This window comes from Antarcticirhabdus aurantiaca (assembly GCF_009765365.1).
GTDB lineage: Bacteria > Pseudomonadota > Alphaproteobacteria > Rhizobiales > Rhizobiaceae > Antarcticirhabdus > Antarcticirhabdus aurantiaca.
This window is the reverse complement of the sequence record NZ_VTOM01000018.1, coordinates 74,272-94,476: the sequence shown is the minus strand read 5'-3', so window position 1 is coordinate 94,476 and position 20,205 is coordinate 74,272. Positions and strand designations below refer to the sequence as shown.

Annotated in this window: 17 protein-coding genes; 15 read left to right on the top strand and 2 right to left on the bottom strand. The window is 70.5% G+C overall.

The features are described 5' to 3' along the window. The first annotated feature begins 38 nt into the window (after positions 1–38). From urtB to urtE, 5 genes are all read left to right on the top strand, one after another. Positions 39–1,661: an urea ABC transporter permease subunit UrtB gene (gene urtB, locus FZN60_RS20130; protein WP_158875299.1), complete on the top strand. Its 1,623-nt coding sequence runs from the start codon at positions 39–41 to the stop codon at positions 1,659–1,661. Next, positions 1,658–2,839, top strand: coding sequence for an urea ABC transporter permease subunit UrtC (gene urtC, locus FZN60_RS20125; RefSeq protein ID WP_158875298.1), 1,182 nt, complete (start codon positions 1,658–1,660; stop codon positions 2,837–2,839). The genes urtB and urtC overlap by 4 nt, the downstream gene beginning before the upstream one ends. Before the next feature lie 5 nt (positions 2,840–2,844). Next, positions 2,845–3,696 (top strand): urea ABC transporter ATP-binding protein UrtD, encoded by an 852-nt coding sequence (gene urtD / locus FZN60_RS20120; protein WP_246727009.1) that lies wholly within the window; start codon positions 2,845–2,847, stop codon positions 3,694–3,696. Between the two features lie 94 nt (positions 3,697–3,790). Beyond that, on the top strand, positions 3,791–4,330 hold the full coding sequence (locus tag FZN60_RS20115; protein WP_210253428.1) for a hypothetical protein: 540 nt from the start codon (positions 3,791–3,793) through the stop codon (positions 4,328–4,330). 10 nt (positions 4,331–4,340) lie between these two features. Continuing rightward, positions 4,341–5,036, top strand: coding sequence for an urea ABC transporter ATP-binding subunit UrtE (urtE, locus tag FZN60_RS20110; protein ID WP_158875296.1), 696 nt, complete (start codon positions 4,341–4,343; stop codon positions 5,034–5,036). A gap of 6 nt (positions 5,037–5,042) precedes the next feature. Here the strand turns inward: urtE and FZN60_RS20105 are convergent, their stop codons facing one another. Both FZN60_RS20105 and FZN60_RS20100 read right to left on the bottom strand, forming a co-directional pair. Then, the gene (locus FZN60_RS20105; protein ID WP_158875295.1) at positions 5,043–5,591 is read right to left on the bottom strand and encodes an MOSC domain-containing protein; all 549 of its coding nucleotides are present in this window, start codon (positions 5,589–5,591) and stop codon (positions 5,043–5,045) included. A gap of 109 nt (positions 5,592–5,700) precedes the next feature. Beyond that, positions 5,701–6,591 (bottom strand): hypothetical protein, encoded by an 891-nt coding sequence (locus FZN60_RS20100; RefSeq protein WP_158875294.1) that lies wholly within the window; start codon positions 6,589–6,591, stop codon positions 5,701–5,703. Between the two features lie 217 nt (positions 6,592–6,808). Between FZN60_RS20100 and FZN60_RS20095 the strand changes: the two genes are divergently transcribed. The 10 genes from FZN60_RS20095 (at position 6,809) to FZN60_RS20050 (ending at position 20,054) form a co-directional block, all read left to right on the top strand. After that, positions 6,809–7,546 carry a response regulator gene (locus tag FZN60_RS20095; protein ID WP_158875293.1) on the top strand — a complete coding sequence of 246 codons (738 nt, stop codon included), beginning with the start codon at positions 6,809–6,811 and terminating at the stop codon, positions 7,544–7,546. Next, positions 7,543–8,814, top strand: a complete 1,272-nt coding sequence (locus tag FZN60_RS20090; protein ID WP_369413059.1) for an ATP-binding protein — start codon at positions 7,543–7,545, stop codon at positions 8,812–8,814. Before FZN60_RS20095 ends, FZN60_RS20090 begins: the two co-directional genes overlap by 4 nt. 54 nt (positions 8,815–8,868) lie before the next feature. Then, entirely contained in the window at positions 8,869–9,480 is a 612-nt protein-coding gene (locus tag FZN60_RS20085; protein ID WP_158875292.1) for an ANTAR domain-containing response regulator, read from the top strand. Next, a complete protein-coding gene (locus FZN60_RS20080; protein WP_158875291.1) occupies positions 9,477–10,742 on the top strand; it encodes a CmpA/NrtA family ABC transporter substrate-binding protein in 1,266 nt (421 codons plus the stop codon). The genes FZN60_RS20085 and FZN60_RS20080 overlap by 4 nt, the downstream gene beginning before the upstream one ends. A gap of 379 nt (positions 10,743–11,121) precedes the next feature. Beyond that, on the top strand, positions 11,122–12,429 hold the full coding sequence (locus tag FZN60_RS20075; protein ID WP_158875290.1) for a CmpA/NrtA family ABC transporter substrate-binding protein: 1,308 nt from the start codon (positions 11,122–11,124) through the stop codon (positions 12,427–12,429). Positions 12,430–12,458: 29 nt separating this feature from the next. Further along, positions 12,459–13,361: a nitrate ABC transporter permease gene (gene ntrB, locus FZN60_RS20070; protein ID WP_158875289.1), complete on the top strand. Its 903-nt coding sequence runs from the start codon at positions 12,459–12,461 to the stop codon at positions 13,359–13,361. A gap of 23 nt (positions 13,362–13,384) precedes the next feature. Further along, positions 13,385–14,188: an ABC transporter ATP-binding protein gene (locus FZN60_RS20065; protein ID WP_158875288.1), complete on the top strand. Its 804-nt coding sequence runs from the start codon at positions 13,385–13,387 to the stop codon at positions 14,186–14,188. A 60-nt stretch (positions 14,189–14,248) separates the two neighbouring features. Next, positions 14,249–16,702 (top strand): nitrite reductase large subunit NirB, encoded by a 2,454-nt coding sequence (nirB, locus tag FZN60_RS20060; protein WP_158875287.1) that lies wholly within the window; start codon positions 14,249–14,251, stop codon positions 16,700–16,702. Positions 16,703–16,980: 278 nt separating this feature from the next. Continuing rightward, positions 16,981–17,358 carry a nitrite reductase small subunit NirD gene (gene nirD / locus FZN60_RS20055; protein ID WP_158875286.1) on the top strand — a complete coding sequence of 126 codons (378 nt, stop codon included), beginning with the start codon at positions 16,981–16,983 and terminating at the stop codon, positions 17,356–17,358. Between the two features lie 8 nt (positions 17,359–17,366). Then, positions 17,367–20,054 (top strand): nitrate reductase, encoded by a 2,688-nt coding sequence (locus tag FZN60_RS20050; RefSeq protein ID WP_158875285.1) that lies wholly within the window; start codon positions 17,367–17,369, stop codon positions 20,052–20,054. Positions 20,055–20,205 lie beyond the last annotated feature (151 nt).

Below are 20,205 nucleotides of genomic sequence, written 5' to 3'. Positions count from 1 at the left end.
CGCGCCCGTCCACCCGACGCTCTTTCCAAGGATGCGGCATGCTCCGCCAGCTTCGCCTCTGCCTCGCGCTCCTTCTCGCCGCGCTGGCCCTCGCCGCACCGGCTCACGCGCAAGGACCGGACATCGCCGCCATCGTCGCCAAGCTCGGCGGCAAGATCTCCTTTCCCGATACCGAGGCCGTGATCGCCGAGCTCGCCGCCACCGGCGACCCGGCCGCCGAACGTCCGTTGCGCGCCCTCGCGGCCGGCCAGCTCGTCTGGCGCGACGGCGACGAGGCCGTCTTCATCGCGACCTCCGGCGCCGAGCCGACGCCCCTCCTCGACCCCGTCACCGGCGCGGATGCCGGCACGGCGCCAAAGGACCAGCTCAACAAGATCCGCATCAAGAACTCGATCCGCACCGCCGTCGACGATGCGCTGGCCGGTCTGACGCTGCGCGCCGACGATCCGGCCATGCGCCGCCGTGCCGCCGAGAACCTCTTCGCCGCCGCCGATCCGGAGGGCATCGATGTCCTCGACGCGGCGCTGGCCGCCGAGACCGACGCCAACGTGCGCGCCGTCATGGAACAGGCCCGCGCCGCCGCGATCCTGAAGTCCGACCGGCCGGGCGCCGACAAGGAAGCAGCCGTTACGACACTCACGGCCCGCGGTGACCGGCCGGCCCTCAACGCGCTGACCGCCTTCGCGGCCGCGGCTCCCGCCGGCGAGGCGCAGGAGGCCGCCGCCAGGGGTGCCGCCCAGATCGAGCAGACCATCGCCCTCTGGGGTCAGGCCCAGAACATCTGGTACGGCCTCTCGCTCGGCTCGGTGCTTCTTCTCGCCGCCATCGGCCTCGCCATCACCTTCGGCGTCATGGGCGTCATCAACATGGCGCACGGCGAGATGGTCATGCTCGGCGCCTACACGACCTTCGTCGTCCAGGAGGCGATCCGGACGCAGGTGCCCTGGCTCTTCGAGTGGTCGCTCGCCATCGCGCTGCCCCTCGCCTTCCTCGTCTCGGGCTCGGTCGGCCTCGTCATGGAGCGCGGCCTCATCCGCTTCCTGTACGGCCGGCCGCTGGAAACGCTGCTCGCCACCTTCGGCGTCTCGCTCATCCTCCAGCAGCTGGTGCGCACGATCTTCGGGCCGACCAACCGCGAGGTCGGCAATCCCGACTGGATGTCCGGCGCCTTCCAGTTCGGCCAGATGGCGATCACCTGGAACCGACTCTGGATCATCGTCTTCGCGCTGACCGTCTTCGCCGCGCTTCTCTTCGCGCTGAACCGCACGCCCATGGGCCTCCAGATGCGCGCCGTCACGCAGAACCGGAAGATGGCCTCCGCCATGGGCATCCGCACGCCCTTCGTCGACGCCATGACCTTCGCGCTCGGATCCGGCATCGCGGGCATCGCCGGCGTCGCGCTCTCCCAGATCGACAACGTCTCGCCCGACCTCGGCGGCAGCTACATCATCGACAGCTTCATGGTGGTGGTCTTCGGCGGCGTCGGAAACCTCTGGGGTACGCTCGTCGGCGCCATGACGCTGGGCATCGTCAACAAGTTCCTCGAACCCTATGCCGGCGCGGTGCTGGGCAAGATCGTGGTGCTCGTCCTCATCATCCTCTTCATCCAGAAGCGGCCCCGCGGCCTCTTCGCCCAGAAGGGACGCTTCGTCGACGCATGATCCTCGCCCGCTTCCTCGGCCCCCGCGTCTGGCTGCTCGTCGCCGCGCTCCTGGCGGCCGCCGTCCTCGTTCCGCTCTCCAACCTCTGGCTTCCGGCCGACCACCCGCTGCACGTGCCGAGCCACATCGTGCCGCTGCTCGGCAAGTACGTGTGCTACGCGCTGCTCGCGCTCGCGCTCGACCTCGTCTGGGGCCATGTCGGCATTCTCAGCCTCGGCCACGGCGCCTTCTTCGCCCTCGGCGGCTACGCGATGGGCATGTACCTCATGCGCCAGATCGGCCCGCGCGGCGTCTACGGCAATCCGGTGCTGCCCGACTTCATGGTCTTCCTCAACTGGGGAGAGCTGCCCTGGTTCTGGCACGGCTTCGACCAGTTCTGGTTCGCCGCCCTGATGGTCGTGCTCGTGCCCGGCCTTCTCGCCTTCGTCTTCGGCTGGTTCGCCTTTCGCTCACGCGTCACCGGCGTCTACCTTTCGATCATCACGCAGGCCCTCACCTACGCCCTCCTCCTCGCCTTCTTCCGGAACGACATGGGCTTCGGCGGCAATAACGGCCTCACCGACTTCAAGGACATCCTCGGCTTCCCCATCCAGGCCGGCACCACCCGCGCCGCGCTCTTCGCCGCGAGCTGCGTGGCCCTCGCCCTCGGCGTCCTCCTCGTCGGCGCGGTCACCCGCTCCAAGCTCGGGAGCCTGATGACGGCCGTGCGCGACGCCGAGAGCCGCACGCGTTTCATCGGCTGGCGTCCGGAATACGTGAAGCTCTTCGCCTTCACCGTCTCGGCCGTCATGGCGGGCATCGCCGGCGCCCTCTACGTGCCGCAGGTCGGCATCATCAATCCCGGCGAGTTCGCGCCGGTGAACTCGATCGAGGTCGTCGTCTGGGCCGCCATCGGCGGGCGCGGCACCATCCTCGGTCCCGTGGTCGGCGCCCTCTTGGTGGCCTCCTCCAAGAGCTATTTCACCGCCGTCGCACCCGACACTTGGCTCTTCGTCCTCGGCGGGCTCTTCGTCTTCGTTACCCTGTTCCTGCCCCGCGGCATCATCGGCACGATCGACCACGGCTGGACGGGCTGGCGCGAGCGCCTCAAGGCCTCCCGCGCCGCCGAGCGCGGCGCCGGCGCCCCGCCCGCCGCGCCGCCGCAAAGCCCCGGAGACCTGCCGAGCCCCGCCGAGTGACCGCCATGATGCAGCAGCCCATCGAGCCCGGCCCGGCCGAGCCCTTCGTCTCGCCCCACCCTTACGCCACACAGCGCGCCCTGGAGCGGCGCGCCAAGCAAACGGCCGACGGTGCCCGCCGCGAAACGCTCCTCTACCTCGACGGCGTCACGAAGAGCTTCGACGGCTTCAAGGCCATCAACAAGCTCTCGCTCGTCCTCCAGAAGGGCGAGATGCGCGCCATCATCGGCCCGAACGGCGCGGGCAAGACAACGATGATGGACATCATCACCGGCAAGACCAAGCCCGATTCCGGCGAGGTCTTCTTCCGCGGCGACGTCGACCTCACCCGCCACGACGAGGCGGCGATCGCGAGTCTGGGCATCGGCCGCAAGTTCCAGAAGCCGACCGTGTTCGAGAGCCTCGACGTCGATGAGAACCTGCGCCTGTCGCTCGCCGGCTCGCGCTCGGTCTTCTCGGCGCTGCGCCACAAGCGGACCGTCGAGGAAGCCGCCAAGATCGAGGCGATCCTCGCGACCACCCGTCTGACCGACAAGCGCCACCGCCTCGCCGCCGACCTCTCCCACGGCCAGAAGCAGTGGCTGGAGATCGGCATGCTCCTCGCCCAGGACCCGGAGCTCCTCCTCGTCGACGAGCCCGTCGCCGGCATGACCGACGCGGAGACCGCCGAGACCGCGCGGCTCCTGCGCGAGATCGCCGAGACACGCTCGGTCGTCGTCGTCGAGCACGACATGCACTTCGTGCGCGAGCTCGGCGTCAAGGTCACCTGCCTTCACGAAGGCTCCGTCCTCTCCGAAGGCACCCTCGACCACGTCTCGGCCGACCCGCGGGTGGTCGAGGTCTATCTCGGCCGATGAGGGCCGGATGAGGCTCGACGCTCAGCCGGCCACGGGATTGCCGAATTCTTCCGATTTCAACTTCCGGTTACAGGATGAGGAAAGGGAGCCGCTCATGCACATCCTGATCGCGATCGTCGGCATCGTCGCCGCGGCGGCCTTCTGGTACTGGCGGATGAAGGCGGTGGCGGAGGTCGCCGGCGAGATCGGCGATGCCGCCGGGCGCCTGCGCGGCAAGATCAACCGGGCCCGTTTTCGCCGTAAGGTGGAAGGCTCGACACTGACCGGTATCGACGACCCGCGACTCGGCGCCGCCGTGATGCTCGTCTCGCTGGTCGAGGCCGGGCGTCCCATGACGCGCGAGGACGAGGCCATCATCGCTCGATGGCTGCGCGACGTGGCGGAGGAGGAGGAGCCGGAGGAGGCCATCACCTTCGCGCGCTGGGCCTGCCGGGAAGTCGTGGACGTCAACGAAGTCCAACGGCGTCTCGCACCGCTCTTCAGGAACCGGCTCGGGGCTGAGGAACGGGCGCAGCTCGTCGAGGTCGCCGCCTCTCTGTCGCGGCCGGCCGTGGAAGCGCCCGCCCAGGCGGACGCCCTGCGCCGCCTGCGCAATACGCTGGTGCCGGACGCAGGCGCCGACCCTACCCGCTGAAGGAAGCCCTATGCTGAGCGCCACCAATGTCGACCTCTTCTACGGCGCGGCCCAGGCGCTGCGCGGGGTGTCCATCGAGGCCAAGCCCGGCCAGATCACCTGCGTCCTCGGGCGCAACGGCGTCGGCAAGACGTCGCTGATGCGCGCCGTGGTCGGCCAGCAGCCGATCCGCGGCGGCACCATCACCCTCGACGGCCAGGATCTGAAGCGCGAGGCGCCCTATGCGCGGGCCCGGCGCGGCATCGGCTTCGTGCCGCAGGGGCGCGAGATCTTCCCGCTCCTCACCGTCAAGGAGAACCTCCAGACCGGCTTCGCGCCCTTGAAGCCGAAGGACCGCACCATCCCTCCTTACGTCTTCGAGATGTTTCCGGTGCTCGCCGACATGCTCGGCCGGCGCGGCGGCGACCTGTCGGGCGGCCAGCAGCAGCAGCTCGCCATCGGCCGCGCACTCGTCACGCGTCCGCGCCTCCTCGTTCTCGACGAGCCGACCGAGGGCATCCAACCCTCGATCATCAAGGACATCGGCCGCGCCATCCGCACCCTGAAGGAGCAGGCCGGCCTCGCCATCCTCCTCGTCGAGCAGTATCTCGACTTCTGCCGCGAGCTCGCCGACCAGGTCTACGTCATGGATCGCGGCGAGGTGGTCCATGCCGGCCCCGCGGAAAGCCTCGACGACCCGGCCGTGCGCCGTCACCTCACCGTCTGAGCGGCCTCAGACCGGCTGCAGCGGCGCGAAGGGCCCCTCGGGCCGCTCGACCACGATCGCGTCGCCCGGCCGCACCGCGCCGCCGCGCAGCACCACGGCCATGACGCCGCTCTTGCGGATCAGCTCGCCCTCCGGCGAGCGGCCGAGAAGCGCCTTCATCAGCCCGTCCTGAAAGGCGTCGATCTGGGCGCAGGGGTTGCGCAGGCCCGTCACCTCGACCACGGCCTCCGCGCCCAGCCTCAGCCGCGCGCCCGTCGGCAGGTCGAGGAGCGCCAGCCCCCGCGTCGTCACGTTCTCGCCGAGCTGCGCGGGCTCGACCGAAAAGCCCCGGCCGGCCAGTTCGGCGAACAGCTCCGCGTGGATCAGGTGCACCTGCCTCAGATTCGGCTGCGTCGGATCGCGGCGCACGCGCGAGCGGTGCTGGACGGTGCGCCCGAAATGCGCGTCGCCCTCGACGCCGAGCCCCTCCACCAGTTGGATCGCATCCTGCGGCACCTTGCCGAAGCGATGCTCCCCGTCCCTGGCGACGGCCACCACCGATCCCCGCTGCGTCATCCCGCCCTCTCCCGTCATCCCGATCCCGAGCCCCTTCAAGCACAAGGCCCGGCGCCGCGCGAGCGGCACCGGGCCCATTCATGTCGCTTGGGTTTAGCCGAGCGGGCGATCAGCGATCCTGGTCGCCACCCCGCTCGTCGCGGTCACCCCGATCGCCACGGTCGTCGCGCTCCTCACGGTCGCGATCCCGATCGCCGTCGCGGTCGCCGCGCTCGGCGCGGTCACGATCCCGATCCCGATCGCCGCGCGGGCCTCGGTCGTCGTCGCGGTCGCGCGGCCCCTTCGGACCGTCGCCGCGATGCATGTCGCGCATGAAGTCGCGAGCGAGGCGGGTGGCGAGCTCGGCCTGTTCCGGCGTCAGCGTGGTGCGAAGCGTGTCGATGGCCGCCTTCAGCCGCTCGGCCCGCTCGCCCGTCTGGATGGCGCGATCGGCGAAGCGCTCGAGCCGGTCCAGCGGCGGGATCCGCGCTTCCGGATCGCCGGCCTCGTCCGCATCGTCCCCGCCGGGCGCGCCCGGCGCCGGGCTCGGCACGCCGTCCGGTCCGACAGTCGCCGGGGGCGGCACGTCGGGTCCGCCCGGGCCGCCCGGACCACCGGGGCCGCCCGGCCCGCGCATCGGCGGGCGCATGGAGTCGGCGAAGGCGATGAGCGCGCCGGTGAAGTTGCGCCAGGCGTCCATCTGGTCGGAGCGGATTCCGAGCGCGACCTCCATGCCCGCCAGGGCCTCGGCGAGGCGCAGCGTCGAGAACTCCGGTCCGCCGCGCGGGCCGCGCTCGCGGTCGTGGTGGCGGCGTCCCTCGCGGCCTTCGCCGCGCGGGCCACGCTCCGGGCGCGGCGGCGATCCGGCTTCGGGACCGGCGGACGCGCCGGGCGGAGGCGGCGGCGGCGGTTCCTGCGCGAAAGACGCGCCGGTCGGCATGAGCGAGGCCGCGGCGCCCGCCAGCAAGACCGCGAATGCCGCGCGGCGACGGCGCGAAGGGTGTCGGTGATGTCCGTGCATGTCAGTCCTCGTTGAACCGTTGGTCCGAGAACAGGGATAGGCCGTCCTGGTTGCAGCTCTATCGCCGAACATTTCGCAAGGTTGCGACGGACAGCCGATTTGTTACGCATCGTTGCGCGCCCCGCCCCGGCAACGCATTGATACGTTTCGTTCGTTTTCACCCCGCAAGCGCGCGCGTAGAGCTGGAGCCGCCCCCGAAACGCCGATGCCCAAGCCGATGCACAAGCCCCACATCCTCGTCGTCGACGACGATCCCGAGATCGGCAAGCTCCTCGGCCGCTACCTGGAGAGCCAGGGTTTCCGCTGCTCGCTCGCCGCCAGCCGCCGAGCCTTCGAGGCCAAGCTCGCGGACGCCGAGGTCGACCTCGTCGTTCTCGACGTCATGCTGCCGGACGGCTCGGGCCTCGACATCTGCCGCGAGACCAAGGAGCGCAATCCGAGCATCGCGATCATCCTCCTCACCGCCCTCAAGGAGGACGTCGACCGCATCGTCGGGCTGGAGCTCGGCGCCGACGACTATCTCGGCAAGCCCTTCAACCCGCGCGAGCTCGTCGCCCGCATCCGCGCCGTGCTGCGCCGCGGCGGATCGGAAGGCGCGAGCGCCGCGCCCGACCGCCCGACGACGGCCCGCTACCGCTTCGACGACTACGAGGTCGATCCCGAGCGCCGCTCCGTCACCGACGCCGCGGGGAACGAGGTCGACCTGACCGGTGCCGAATACGACCTCCTGATGATCTTCCTCGACCGACCGGGCCGGGTGCTCTCGCGCGACGTCCTGATGGATCTCCTGCACGGGCGCACCGCCGACCCCTTCGACCGCTCGGTCGACGTCACCATGAGCCGGCTGCGGCGCAAGCTGAACGATGCCGGCGTGTTCCGCCTGTTCAAGACGGTGCGCAACGGCGGCTACCAGTTCGCCGCCCGCGTCGAGCGCCGCGACGAGCCCCGCCCGTGAGCCGCCTCGCCGACCGCATGACCTCGCTGCGCTCGCGGCTGGCGCTGCTGCTCGTCCTCGCCATCGTCGGCGTCGTCGGCCTGTCCGCCCTCGTCTCGGTCCAGGTCCTCGACCGGCCGAATCGCGAAAGCTTCGCCGCCGCCTTCGCGGAAGAGGTGCGCATCGTCCACCGCCTGCTGACGACCGAGCCCGGCGCCGCCGAGCGCTTCGGCATCGAGCTCGGCCCCGAGCCCCAGCGCGGCGACGGCGCCAAGGTGCGCGAGGCCGACGGCATAGCCAGCCAGCTCGCGGACGGCGGCCTCGACCTTCCCGTGCGCATCGTCGGCGATCTCGAGGCCCGCACGCGCCAGCTCGCCTTCGAGTTCGAGCCGGGCCGCTGGGCCTATCTCCCCTATCCCGGCTTTCCGCCGCGCAACCACTTCGCCTTCGTGTCCTATCTCGTGCTCGTCGTCGTCGGCGCCGTCGCCGTGTCGCTCTTCGTCGCGACCAAGATGACGCGACCGCTTCGCATCCTCGACGAGGCCGTCGCCAACCTCGGCCCCGACGGCCTGCCCGCCCCCGTGCCGGAAAGCGGCCCGGCCGAGATGCGCCACGCTGCCCGCGCGCTGAACCGGCTGACGGCGCGCGTGCGCATCGCCGTCGAGAGCCGCATGCGCCTCGTCGCCGCCGCCGGCCACGACCTGAGGACGCCGATGACGCGCATGCGGCTTCGCGCCGAGTTCCTGCCCGACGAGGAGCGCGAGGTCTGGCTGAAGGACCTCGAAGAGCTCGACGCCATCGCCGACAGCGCCATCCGCCTCGTGCGCGAGGAGGTCGAGCCCGGCGCCGCCGAGCCGGTGGAACTCTCGGACACGCTGCGCGACATCGCCGCCGAGCTCTCCGAGATCGGCCGCCCCGTCGCGCTCGGCTCTCTCGACGCCCCCTCGACCGTCCTCGCCCGGCCGCTCGCCATCAAGCGGGCCTTGCGCAACCTCGTGGAGAACGCCGCGATCCACGGCGGCGGCGCGCGGATTTCGCTCGATCGGGCCGGCGACACCGCCGTGATCGCCATCGAGGACGACGGGCCGGGCATTCCCGACGACCTCATCGACCGCGCCTTCGAGCCCTTCTTCCGGGTCGATCCGGCGCGGCGCAAGATCGGCCCGGGCGCCGGCCTCGGCCTCGCCATCGCCAAGGAGATCGTCGAGCGCGCCAGCGGCACGCTGACGCTCGCCAACCGGGCGCCCAAGGGCCTCAGCCAGGTGGTGCGCCTGCCGCTCGCGGCCTGAAATCCCGCATCGTTCGATTGCCGGATCGCCCTTCGCAGGTGCAATATCGCCGATATGGCATCGACGCTCTCGATTCTGGTGGTGGACGAGAACCGCGCCCGCGCGGCGATCATCGAGGACGGCCTGCGCGAGGCCGGCCACGCCCACGTCGCCGTCGTCACCGAGATGACCGGCCTCGTGCGCGAGATCGAGCGCTTGAAGCCCGACGTCATCGTGGTCGACATCGAGAACCCCGGCCGCGACAGTCTGGAGCAGTTCTTCGAGGTGTCGCGTTCCGTACAGCGCCCCATCGCCATGTTCGTCGACCGCTCCGACTCCGCCTCGATTCAGGCCGCCGTCGAGGCCGGCGTCTCGGCCTACGTGGTCGACGGGCTGAAGAAGGAGCGGGTGAAGCCCATCCTCGACATGGCGATCTCGCGCTTCAACACCTTCTCGCGCCTGACGCGGGAGCTCGCCGAGGCGCGAAGCGAACTCGCCGACCGCAAGGTGATCGACCGTGCCAAGGGCATCCTGATGAGCCATCGCGGCCTGAAGGAGGAGGAAGCCTACGCGCTGCTCCGCCAGACCGCGATGAACGAGAAGCGCAAGATGGTCGAGATCGCCCGCTCGGTCGTCACGGCCGCCTCGCTGTTCGCCAAGCCGGCCGGCGGCCGGGAGGATCCATGACCCGGACCGTCACCCTCGGCTTCATCCCGCTCATCGACGCCGCCGTGCCGATCGCCGCGGCCGAGATCGGCTTCGCCGCCCGCGAGGGGCTGGACCTTCGCCTCGTCAAGGAAGTGTCCTGGGCGAACATCCGCGACCGGCTCGCCTTCCGCCAGTTCGACGTCGCCCACATGCTGGCGCCGATGACGGTGGCCTCGCAGCTCGGCATCGGCTCGAACCCTTATCCCGTCGTCACCCCCGTCGCCCTCGGGCGCGGCGGCAACGCCATCACCCTCTCCACCGCGCTCTTCGCCGCCATGGAGGCGAGCGGCGAGGACGTCTCGGCCGGCGACGCCGCCTCGCATGCCCGCGCCCTGAAGCGCGTCGTCGACGCGCGCCGCGCGGACGGGCGCCCACCGCTCGTCTTCGCCGTCGTCTACCCCTTCTCCGCGCATAATTACGAGTTCCGCTTCTTCATGGGCTCGGCCGGCATCGACCCCGACCGCGACGTGAGGATGACCGTCGTGCCCCCGCCGCTGATGGCGGACGCGCTGATGGCCGGCGCCGTCGACGGCTTCTGCGTCAACGCGCCCTGGAACATGCTCGCCGTCGAGCGAGGCGCCGGGCGGATCGTGGCGGTGAAGGCCGACATCTGGCCGGCCTCGCCCGAAAAGGTGCTGGGCATGCGGCCCGACCTTCTCGACGAGGATCGCGACACCGCCTGCCGGCTCGTGGTCGCGATGCACGCCGCCGCGCGCTGGTGCGACGACCCGGCGAACCGCAGCGACCTTGCCGCCATCCTCGCCCGCCCCGACCGCATGGACGTGCCCGGCGACGTCGTGCGCCGCCTCCTCGACGGCGAAGTCACGGTGGACCCGGCCGGCACGGTGCGCCGCATCCCGGACTACCTGCGCTTCGCGGAAGGCGCGGCGACCTTTCCCTGGATCAGCCAGGCGCTCTGGATCTACGCCCAGATGCTGCGCTGGGGTCAGGTCGCGCCGAGCCAAGAGGCGCAAGCCGCCGCCGCCCGCGCCTTTCGGCCCGACGTCTGGCGCGAGGCGCTCGCCGGCTCGGGCGTGCCGATCCCCGCGCAGGATCGCCGCGTCGAAGGTGCCCTGGCCGCTCCTGCCGAGATCCCGACCCTCTCCGGCGGACCGCTGGTTCTCCCGCCCGACCGATTCGGCGACGATCGCCCCTTCGATCCCGATCGGATCGAGGATTACGTGTCCGGCTTCTCCGTCCGCACGTCTCTGCGCGAGCGTCAGGCCCTCGCCGGAGAGTGACGCCGCAAATTGCAGCGGTGCGCTCGAAGATTGAACAGGCGCTGGCGCAAAGTGCGCCGTCGTGAAAACGCCCCTCAAGCTCTTGATCCACATAGAAACAATTGTCGAATTGCCTGAATTTTGACCACTGCCCAGATGCTCAACATTTGGACTTTCAAAAGGCTCTAAATCCGGCGATTATTGCAGTGCGGCCGATCAACGATGATGCGGCCGCAAGCCTCCGGGTTCTCTCCCGCCCGCTGTCGACAACGACGTCGCGAAACCGCCGGCTCGATCCGCCGCCTTTGTCAGGCGTCCGATCGATCCATCCGGCAGGCTTCGCGACGTTTTTCGTTTCCGCCCCTTTTTTGCCCGCCCGCCTTTGCCGGAGTGACGCTCCATGAGCGAGAAGACCCTCGTCGGACTCGACCGCCGCGCCTTCCTGAAGACCACGGCCGCCACGCTCGGCACGGCCGCGCTGTTCTCCGCGGCGCGGGCCGCCTTTCCCGGCGGCGCCTTCGCGCAGACGGCCGGCGGCCCTGAGACGACGAAGGCCGTCCTCGGCTTCATCGCGCTCACCGACGCCGCGCCGCTCATCGTCGCCAAGGAGAAGGGCTTCTTCGAGAAGCACGGCATGCCCGACGTCGAGGTCGCCAAGCAGTCCTCCTGGGGCACGACGCGCGACAATCTCGTCCTCGGCTCGGACGGGTCCGGCATCGACGGCGCCCACATCCTCACCCCCATGCCCTACCTGATGACGGCGGGCGCGGTGACGCAGAACAACCAGCCGCTGCCGATGGCGATCCTCGCCCGCCTCAACCTCGACGGCCAGGGCATCTCGGTGGGCGCGGCCTATGCCGATCTCAAGGTCGGCCTCGACGCCTCGGTGCTGAAGGCGACCTTCGCCAAGAAGAAGGCCGAAGGTGCCCCCGCCAAGGTCGCCATGACCTTCCCCGGCGGCACGCACGACCTCTGGATCCGCTACTGGCTCGCCGCCGGCGGCATCGACCCCGACACCGACGTCGAGACCATCGTCGTCCCCCCGCCGCAGATGGTCGCCAACATGAAGGTCGGCACCATGGACGCCTTCTGCGTCGGCGAGCCCTGGAACGCCCAGCTCGTCGAGCAGGGCATCGGCTACACCGCGCTGACCACGGGCGAGCTCTGGAACAAGCATCCGGAGAAGAGCTTCGCCATGCGCGCCGACTGGGTGGAGAAGAACCCGAAGGCGACGCTCGCCCTCCTGATGGCGGTCCAGGAGGCCGCGCAGTGGGCCGACGACATGGCCAACAAGGACGAGCTCGCCGACATCCTGTCCAAGCGCGCCTGGTTCAACGTCAAGGCCGCCGACATCGGCCCGCGCATGAAGGGCGTCATCGACTACGGCACCGGCCGCGTCGTCGAGGACTCGCCGCACTTCATGAAGTTCTGGCGCGACCACGCCTCCTACCCCTTCGCCAGCCACGACAGCTGGTTCCTCACCGAGGACGTGCGCTGGGGCAAGCTGCCGGCCGCGACCGACATCAAGGGCATGGTCGCCAAGGTCAATCGCGGCGACCTCTGGCTGGAAGCGGCCAAGTCGCTTGGGCTGTCCGACCTCCCGGCCTCGCCGTCGCGCGGCCCCGAGACCTTCTTCGACGGCAAGGTCTTCGACCCGGAGAACCCGGAAGGCTACATCGCCAGCCTCGCCATCACCAAGATCGCCTGACCGGCCGCCAACGACACGGAAACGAGCCCATGTCCCAGACAGCAGCCAAGGCCCCGGCGACGGTGATCGCCCTGCCGAAATCCGCCGCGCCCGGAGCTGTCGTCGCGCTGCCCCGCGCCGGCACGCCCGTCGCCGCGAAGGCGGCGCGCCTCGCCCGCGAGGCCGGGGCCAACGCCCTGCCGCCGCTCGTCGCGCTGGTCGCGCTGCTCGGCCTGTGGGAGCTGCTCTGTTATTCCCCGACCTCGGCCCTGCCGCCGCCGAGCCAGGTCGTCTCCGACACCTGGGAGCTGATCGCCAACCCCTTCTACGTCAACGGCGGCAACGATGTCGGCCTCGGCTGGCAGATCTGGGCGAGCCTCCAGCGCGTGGCCATGGGCTACGCCATCGCGGTGGTCGTCGGCATCGCGCTCGGCGTCCTCGTCGGGTCCTCGCAGCTCGCCATGCGCGGCCTCGACCCGATCTTCCAGGTGCTGCGCACCGTGCCCCCGCTCGCCTGGCTCCCCCTCTCGCTCGCCGCCTTCCAGGACGGCCAGCCCTCCGCCATCTTCGTGATCTTCATCACCGCGGTCTGGCCGATCATCATCAACACCGCGGTCGGCATCCGCAACATCCCGCAGGACTACAGCAACGTCGCGCAGGTGCTCCGCCTCAACGGCTTCGAGTACTTCGGCAAGATCATGCTGCCGGCGGCCGCGCCCTACATCTTCACCGGGCTTCGCATCGGCGTCGGCCTGTCCTGGCTCGCCATCGTCGCGGCGGAGATGCTGATCGGCGGCGTCGGCATCGGCTTCTTCATCTGGGACGCGTGGAACTCCTCGCTGATCTCCGACATCATCCTCGCCCTCGTCTATGTCGGCCTCGTCGGCTTCGTGCTCGACCGGATCGTCGCATTCGTCGGCCGCCTCGTCACCCGCGGCACCTCGGCCGCCTGAGCACCGCGACGGGAGATCCGAACATGACAAACGCCAAGCCCTTCCTGTCCATCGAAGGCGTCGCCAAGCGCTTCACCCGCGGCGCCGCCACGACGGAAGTCCTCACCGGCGTGAACCTTGTCGTCGCCAAGGGCGAGTACGTCTCGATCATCGGCCATTCCGGCTGCGGGAAGTCGACGCTCCTTAACATCGTCGCCGGCCTGACGGACGCGAGCGTCGGCGGCGTCCTCCTGGAGGACCGCCAGGTCAACGAGCCCGGCCCCGACCGCGCGGTGGTCTTCCAGAACCACTCGCTGCTGCCCTGGCTGACGGTCTACGAGAACGTCGCGCTCGCCGTCGACAAGGTCTTCGCGCGCACCATGAAGGCGCCCCAGCGCCGCGAATGGGTGATGAAGAACCTCGAGCTGGTCCACATGGGCCACGCCAAGGACAAGCGCCCCTCCGAGATCTCCGGCGGCATGAAGCAGCGCGTCGGCATCGCCCGGGCGCTCGCCATGGAGCCGAAGGTCCTCCTCCTCGACGAGCCCTTCGGCGCGCTCGACGCGCTGACGAGGGCCCATCTCCAGGATCAGGTGATGCAGATCCAGGCGAACCTCGGCACGACGGTCATGATGATCACCCACGACGTCGACGAGGCCGTGCTCCTGTCGGACCGCATCGTGATGCTGACCAACGGCCCCTCCGCCACCATCGGCGAGATCCTCGACGTGCCCCTCGCCCGCCCCCGCGACCGCATCAAGCTGGCGACGGACCCGACCTATCTCCGCTGCCGCCAGGCGGTCCTCAAGTTCCTCTACGAGCGCAACCGCTTCGTGGAAGCCGCCTGACCTTCGACCGCGTCCGCGCCGCCGATCTCTGAGCAACCTCTCCCCGAGGACCGATCCCCCATGTCCGAGAAACTCGTCATCGTCGGCAACGGCATGGCCCCCGGCCGGATGCTGGAGCACCTCTTCGAAACGGCGCCCGGCCGCTTCGAGGTCACGATCTTCAACGCCGAGCCGCGGGTCAACTACGACCGCATCATGCTCTCCCCGGTCCTGTCCGGCGAGAAGAGCTTCGACGACATCGTCATCCACGGCGACGGCTGGTACGTGAAGAACGGCGTCACCCTCTACAAGGGCCACCGCATCGTCGCGATCGACCGGGCCGCGAAGACCGTCACCTCCGACCAGGGCGTGACGCAAGCCTATGACCGCCTCGTCATCGCCACGGGCTCGACGCCCTTCGTGCCCCCCGTCCCGGGCAAGGATCTCCCCGGCGTCCTCGCCTATCGCGACCTCGACGACGTCGAGGCGATGATCCTCGCGGCGCAGTCCCGCGCCAAGGCGGTGGTCATCGGCGGCGGCCTCCTGGGCCTCGAGGCCGCGGCGGGCCTGCGCGCGCAAGGGCTCGACGTCACCGTTCTCCACCTCATGCCGACGCTCATGGAGCGCCAGCTCGACCCCGCCGCCGGCTACCTCCTCCAGAAGGCCCTCGAGAAGCGCGGCATCGAGGTGATCACCAACGCCAACACCAAGGCGATCCTCGGCGAGACCAAGGTCGAGGGCGTCGAGCTCGCCGACGGCCGGGTCATTCCCGCGACGCTCGTCGTCATGGCGGTCGGCATCCGCCCCGCCGCCGGCCTCGCCAAGGACGCCGGCCTCGACATCGGCCGCGGCATCCTCGTCGACGCGCACATGCGCACCTCCGACCCCGCCATCCTCGCGCTCGGCGAGTGCGTCGAGGTGGAGGGCCGCGTCTACGGCCTCGTCGCGCCGCTCTACCAGATGGCCGAAGTCGCCGCCCGCACGCTCGCCGGCGTCGACGGCGCCGGCTTCAAGCACTCCGACACGCCGACGAAGCTGAAAGTGACCGGCATCGACCTCTACTCCGTCGGCGACTTCGCGGAAGGGGGCGACCGCGAGGAGATCGTGCTGCGCGACGCCTCGGCCGGCGTCTACAAGCGCCTCGTCGTCAAGGACAACAAGGTGCTCGGCGCCGTGCTCTACGGCGAGACGGCCGACGGCGGCTGGTTCTCCGACCTGATGAAGAAGGGCACCGACATCGCCGAGATGCGCGAAACGCTCATCTTCGGCCAGAGCTACCAGGGAGGGTCCCCGCTGGACCCTATGGCGGCCGTTGCAGCCTTGGGCGATGACGCCGAGATCTGCGGCTGCAACGGCGTCTGCAAGGGCAAGATCACCTCCGCGATCACCGCCAAGGGCCTGACCAGCCTCGACGAGGTGCGCTCCCACACGAAGGCGTCGGCCTCCTGCGGCACCTGCACCGGCCTCGTCGAGCAGCTGATGAGCCTGACGCTGGGCGACGCGTTCAACCCCAACGCCGTCAAGCCGATGTGCGCCTGCACGACGCTCTCGCACGGCGACGTGCGCCGGCTGATCCAGGCGAAGGGGCTGAAATCCATCCCCGCCGTCATGCAGGAGCTGGAGTGGAAGACCTCCTGCGGCTGCGCCAAGTGCCGGCCGGCGCTGAACTACTACCTCCTCGCCGATTGGCCGGGCGAGTACCAGGACGACAAGCAGTCCCGCTTCATCAACGAGCGCGTCCACGCCAACATCCAGAAGGACGGCACCTATTCCGTCGTGCCCCGCATGTGGGGCGGCATGACCTCGGCCAAGGAGCTGCGCGCCATCGCCGACGTCGTCGAGAAGTACGACATCCCGGCGGTGAAGTGCACCGGCGGCCAGCGCATCGACATGCTCGGCGTGAAGAAGGAGGACCTGCCCGCCGTCTGGGCCGACCTCAACGCCGCCGGCATGGTCTCGGGCGCCGCCTATGCCAAGGGGCTGCGCACGGTGAAGACGTGCGTGGGCACCGACTGGTGCCGCTTCGGCACGCAAGACTCGACCGGCCTCGGCGTGAAGCTGGAAAAGTTCATGTGGGGCTCCTGGACCCCGGCCAAGCTCAAGATGGCCGTCTCCGGCTGTCCCCGCAACTGCGCCGAGGCGACCTGCAAGGACATCGGCGTCATCTGCGTCGACAGCGGCTACGACATCCACTTCGCCGGCGCCGCCGGCCTCGACATCCACGGCACGCAGGTCCTCTGCCACGTCGACACGGAAGGAGAGGCGATCGAGGTCATCGCCGCGCTGACCCAGCTCTACCGCGAGCAGGGCCACTATCTCGAGCGCATCTACAAGTGGCTGAAGCGCGTCGGCATGGAATCGATCCGCACCGCGATCGTCGACGACTTGGACAAGCGCCGCGCCTACTTCGACCGCTTCGTTTATTCCCAGCAGTTCGCGCAAGTGGATCCCTGGGCCGAGCGCGCCCAAGGCCGCACAGCGTCCCACGAGTTCAAGCCCATGGCCGACCTCACCTTCCGCGAAGCGGCGGAGTAGCTTCGGGAGACGCGACGCCAAAGCCGCATCCCCTTCTCCCGTTCCGGGAGAAGGTGCCCCGAAGGGGCGGATGAGGGTCTCCAAACGGCTCTGCCGTCGGCGCGCATCCGCAACCGAACCGCAAGCGTCCGTCATCCGCGGAACCGCTCGCGCCCTACGGGACCCTCACCCGGCCGCGCCGCCTCCGCGGCGCAGCCACTCTCTCCCGAAGCGGGAGAGGGTGGGAGCCCCTTTCGGCTCCACCTCCATTCTTGTTCGTCCGAAGGACCCGACGCGGCATGTCCCAGCCCTCCGCCTCCGCCCTCCGCTTCCTCGCCATCGGCCGGCTCGGTGACATTCCCCGCCGCGGCGCGCGCTGCGTGGTCGTGCCCTTCGGCCGCATCGCCGTGTTCCGCACGGCCGACGACCGCGTCTTCGCCACCGAAGACCGCTGCCCGCACAAGGGCGGGCCGCTCTCCCAGGGCATCGTCCATGACGGGCGCGTCACCTGCCCGCTGCATTCGCAGGTGATCGCCCTCGACACCGGCCTCGTCCAGGGACCGGACGAGGGACAGGTTCGCACCTTCCCCGTGCGCCTCGCAGCCGACGGCGAGACCATCGAGCTCGGCCTCGCCCCCGCGGACCTCGCGGCAAGCTTCCCCCAGGCCGCCGAGTAGGGGCCCCGATGAACGACCTCGCGCAGAACGCCACGCCTCCGACCAGGACGACCTGCCCTTATTGCGGCGTCGGCTGCGGCGTCCTCGCGAGCCCGATGCCGGACGGCAGCGTTTCCATCGCCGGAGACCCCGACCACCCCGCCAATCTCGGCCGCCTCTGCTCCAAGGGCGCGGCGCTCGGCGAAACGGTCGGCCTGGAGGAGCGCCTCCTCCATCCGGCGATCGAGGGCGAGCGCGTGTCCTGGGACGCCGCCCTCACCGCCGTCGCGGAGCGCTTCTCCGCCGCCGTCCGCGACCACGGCCCGGATGCCGTCGCCTTCTACTGCTCCGGCCAGCTCCTCACCGAGGACTATTACGTCGCCAACAAGCTGATGAAGGGCTTCATCGGCTCGGCCAACATTGACACGAACTCGCGCCTCTGCATGTCCTCCTCGGTCGCGGGTCACGTCCGCGCCTTCGGCGCCGACCACGTGCCGGTGTCCTACGAGGACATGGAGGCGGCCGATCTCGTCGTTCTCGTCGGCTCCAACCTCGCCTGGTGCCACCCGGTCCTTTACCAGCGCCTGGTCGCCGCCAAGGCTGCGCGCCCCGCCATGCGCGTCGTCGTCATCGACCCGCGCCGCAGCGCGACCTGCGACATCGCCGACCTTCACTTGGCCCTGGCCGCGGACGGCGACGTGCCGCTCTTCCTCGGCCTCCTCGCCCATCTCCACCGCGCCGGCGCGACCGACCCCGCCTTCCTTGACGCGCATACCACCGGCTTCGGCGCCGCCCTCGGCGAAGCTCTCGCCCTGACGGCCTGCGACCTCGAAGCCGCGACCGGCCTGTCCGCGCCCGACCTCCTCGCCTTCTTCGACCTCGTCGCGCAGACGCCCCGCACCGTCACCCTGTGGAGCCAGGGCGCCAACCAGTCGGCGAGCGGCACGGACAAGGTCAACGCGATCGTCAACTGCCACCTGGCCACGGGGCGCATCGGCAAGCCGGGCGCCGGTCCCTTCTCGATCACCGGCCAGCCCAACGCCATGGGCGGGCGCGAGGTCGGCGGCCTCGCCAACATGCTCGCCGCCCACATGGCGATCGAGAATCCCGCCCACCGCGAGATCGTCCGGACCTTCTGGAACGCGCCGAGCCTGTCTGAAAAGCCCGGCCTCAAGGCCGTCGACCTCTTCCGCGCCGTGGCGGACGGGCGGATCAAGGCGCTCTGGATCATGGGCACCAACCCCGTGGTCTCCATGCCGGACGCGGACGCGATCAAGGCGGCGCTCGCCGCCTGCCCCTTCGTCGTCGTCTCCGAAGCCTCCGCCACCGCCGACACCCTGGCCTTCGCCCACGTCGCCCTTCCCGCCGCGGCCTGGGGCGAGAAGAACGGCACGGTCACGAACTCCGAGCGCCGCATCTCGCGCCAGCGCCCGTTCCTCGACATGCCCGGCGAGGCCCGCCCCGACTGGTGGATCCTGTCCGCCGTCGCCCGCCGCATGGGCTTTCGGAACGCCTTCGCCTATCACACTCCGGCCGAAATCTTTGCCGAGCACGCCGCGCTCACCGCCTTCCGCAACGAGGCAGCGACGTCCCGCGACCTCGACCTCGGCGCCCTCGCCGGCCTCGACGCGGCGGCCTACGAGGCGCTCGCCCCCCTCCGCTGGCCGCTCTCCGCCAGGGCCGCCGCGCCCGCCCGCTCCTTCGCCGACGGCCGCTTCTTCCATGCCGACGGCCGCGCCCGCCTCGTCCCCGTCGCCCCGCCGAAGCGCGACGCCGCCTCCGGCTTCACCCTCAACACCGGCCGCGTGCGCGACCATTGGCACACGATGACTCGGACGGGCCTGTCCCCGCGCCTCTCCGCCCACATCGCCGAGCCCTTCCTCGAGATCCACCCGGAGGACGCCGCCGCCCTCGGGCTCGCCGACGCCGACCTCGCCCGCCTGTCCTCCCCCCATGGCGAGGCGACCCTACGCTGCCTCGTCACGGATCGCGGCCGGCGCGGCGCCGTCTTCGCGCCCATGCACTGGACCGCGGCCTACGCCCCGAGCGGCCGCGTCGACGCGCTCGTCGAGCCGCGCACCGACCCCGTCTCCGGCCAGCCCGCCCTCAAGGCTTCCCGCGTGTCGGTGGAGCGCTATCCCGCCGCCTGGTACGGCTTCCTCGTCTCGACCCGAAAGCCGGAACCGCTTAGCGTCGCCGGGTACCACGCCCTCGCCCGCACGCGCGGTGGCTGGCGCGCCGAGATCGCCGGCGCGACACGCCTCGCCGACCCGGCCGCTGTCGCGGCCGCCCTTCTCGGCGCCGAGCCCACCGAACCCGGCCTCCTCAGCTACGACGACGCCGCCACCGGCTCCCACCGCTTCGCGCTCGTTCGCGATGGCCGCCTCGACGGTGCCCTGTGGCTCTCGCCGCAGCCCGTCGCCGTGTCCCGCGCCTTCGCCGCCGAGAAGCTCGGCGCCACGCTCACCGCCCTCGACCGCGCCCGCCTGCTTGCCGGCCGCGGCGGCGCAGACGGGCCGGACAAGGGCGCGATCGTCTGCTCCTGCATGAATATCGGCGCCAACGACATCCTCGCGGCCATGGCCAAGGGCGCGGTCAGCGTCGAGGCCGTCGCGGCGCAGACCCGGGCGGGCACGAATTGCGGCTCCTGCCGGTCGGAGATCCGCGCCCTTCTCGCCCGCGCCGCCGAACCGCGCGAGACGGTCCAACTCGCCTGATGGCTGTGTCCGAACGGAAACAAACGCCGGCGGCTTGAGGTCGGGCGCCGCCCTTCGCTTGCAACCGGAGCGGCACCGGGCCAAGGATGAGAGCGCCCGTTCACCGCCTGCGCGACAATCCGTGGCGCGCGTTTCCGATTCGAGACCGACG